Source organism: Carboxylicivirga sp. (assembly GCF_982718395.1).
Genome location: NZ_CEXQWX010000171.1, coordinates 1 through 2,677 on the forward strand (window position 1 = coordinate 1; position 2,677 = coordinate 2,677).

Annotated in this window: 1 protein-coding gene; it reads left to right on the forward strand. The window is 39.0% G+C overall.

From position 1 onward, the window contains the following. A partial coding sequence (locus AC4MRQ_RS21530; RefSeq protein WP_491199797.1) for a beta strand repeat-containing protein occupies positions 1 to 2,677 on the forward strand: 2,677 nt, incomplete at both ends.

Here is a 2,677-nt window from a genome sequence, read left to right on the forward strand (position 1 = left end):
CAACAAGCATTTCGGAAGAAGGCGGCGTAAGCACGATAACAGCGACCCTTTCTACGGCAACAACAGAAGATGTTGACGTTACGATAGGAGTAACAGGTGGAAGCGCCAGCGCCTCCGATTATAGCTTGTCATCCACAACGATCACCATTCCAGCCGGAAGCTTATCATTCACACAAACCCTGACAGGAGCGACTGACGAAGTTTACGAAGGCAGTGAAGATACTGACGTTGAGATCACAGCTGTAAGTGGAGGAAGTGCCACCGAGCACTCTACCCCTCAAAGCGTTACTATAACAATTACGGATGATGAAACAGCACCAACAGTTACATTAGAAGTTGATCCGTCATCAATAAATGAAGATGAAAGTACGTCTACCATTAAAGCTGTATTAAGTACTGCAACATATGAGCAAGTAACAGTTACTATTTTAGCAACAAATGTTTCTGCCTCTAATTCAGATTATAGTTTATCAGGAACTTCGATTGTTATACCAGCTGGTAGTATTGAAGCTAGTGTAACTTTAACAAGTAAACTGGATGTAGTGTATGAAGGTAATGAAGATGTTGAAATCTCAATTACAAATGTGGTTGGAGGTTCAGCTGCAGAGTCAGGAGATCAGGCTGAAACAATTACCATATTAGATGATGAAGTACTTCCAGTAGTTTCTTTAGCTGTATCACCAGCATCAATAGCAGAAAATGGTGGAATCTCAGATATTACAGCTTCATTAAATAATGCGACATACGAGGATGTTGATGTAACCATTGCATTAAATGATATTTCAACAGAAGGTGCAGATTATAGTGTTTCTTCAACAACTATAACTATCCCTGCAGGGGCAACTTCAGCCTTTGTAACTCTAAGTAGCACTAATGATAATGTATACGAAGGAAGTGAAATAGTAGAAGCCGAAATTACAGCAGTATCAGGAGGAGCAGCAACTGAAAATGGTGATCAGAAAGAACAGATAACCATAACAGATGATGAAACTCAACCTCTTGTAACCCTTGAATTAACAGGTTCACCTTTCTCTGAAAATGGAGGAGAAGCTGTTGTTAAAGCAGTTTCTAACAGAGTAAGTGTTCAGAATATTGATGTTATAATTGCCTTGGCAGGAACTGCAGGTTCAGGAGATTATTCAAATACCTCATTGAATATCACTATTCCGGCAGGAAGTACAGAAGCAACAGTTACTTTAACCGGTACAGAAGATGCAGAAGCAGAGGGAGATGAGACAGTTATTGCAACCATCGAATCAATAGTGAATGGAACTGAGGATAGTGATCAATCTGTTACAGCAACAATTACAGATAATGATGTAGCCGGAATCACAACTACTCAATCGGGTGGTTCAACAGAAACTTCTGAAGATGTCACAACTGATAACTTTGATGTGGTTCTTAATACAAAACCTTTAACTGATGTGGTAATTAATATTACCGGATTAGATGCCACAGAAGGATCGTTGGATAAAACACAATTGACATTTACGACTGATGATTGGGATCAGCCTCAAACAGTTACTGTTACTGGTGTAAATGAAGACATCATTGATAATGATATTACTTATACACTTGATTTAACAGTGGATGATGCTAATTCAGATGACGCTTATGATGGCATTTCGACTACGGTAGATGTAACCAATATAGATAATGATGTAGCCAATATCATTGTAACTGAAACCGACTCAGATACACAAACATCAGAGTCAGGAACAACAGATACATTTGATGTGGTGCTTACCAGTGAGCCAACTAGTAATGTGGTTATAAACATTACGGGATTAGATGCTACAGAAGGTTCATTGAGCGATACACAATTAACCTTTACTCCATCGGATTGGGATCAGGCGCAAACTATTACTGTAACAGGTAAAGATGAAAGTGAAATTGATGGAAATATCAGTTATACCTTAACATTAAGCGTTGACAATGATGCTTCTGATGATACCTATGATGACATGTCCAAAACGGTTGATGTTACTAACGTAGACGACGACTCAGCCAATATCTTGGTGACATTAACAGGAGACGATACAAAAACATCGGAAGATAAAACATCAGATACGTTTGAGGTGGTTCTTTCAGGTGCGCCAGCTTCAAATGTTGTGATCAATATCTCAGGGATTGATAATACAGAGGGTGCTATTGATAATGCACAATTGACTTTTACTCCTTCAGATTGGGATCAAGCTCAAACTGTAACTGTAACAGGAGTGAATGACGATATGCTTGATGGCGATATAACATATACTCTAACATTAAGTGTAGATGATTTAAGCTCTGACGATACCTATGATGGATTATCAAGTACAGTTGATGTAACGAATGCAGATAACGATTCAGCCGGAATCTCAGTTACTTTAACAGATGGCTCAACTGAAACTTCTGAAGGTGGTACAACAGACAGTTTTGATGTAGCACTTAATACTCAGCCAACAAGTGATGTAATCATTAACATTACCGGATTGGATGCAACTGAAGGTAGTCTAGATGTAACAATCTTGACCTTTACACCAGCTAACTGGGATGAAGCGCAGAAAGTCACTGTAACAGGTGATGATGATGATGAAGTCGATGGTGATATTGATTATGTGCTGACTCTATCTGTTGACGATGCCAATTCAGACGATACCTATGATGGATTATCAAGCACAGTTGATGTAACAAATGC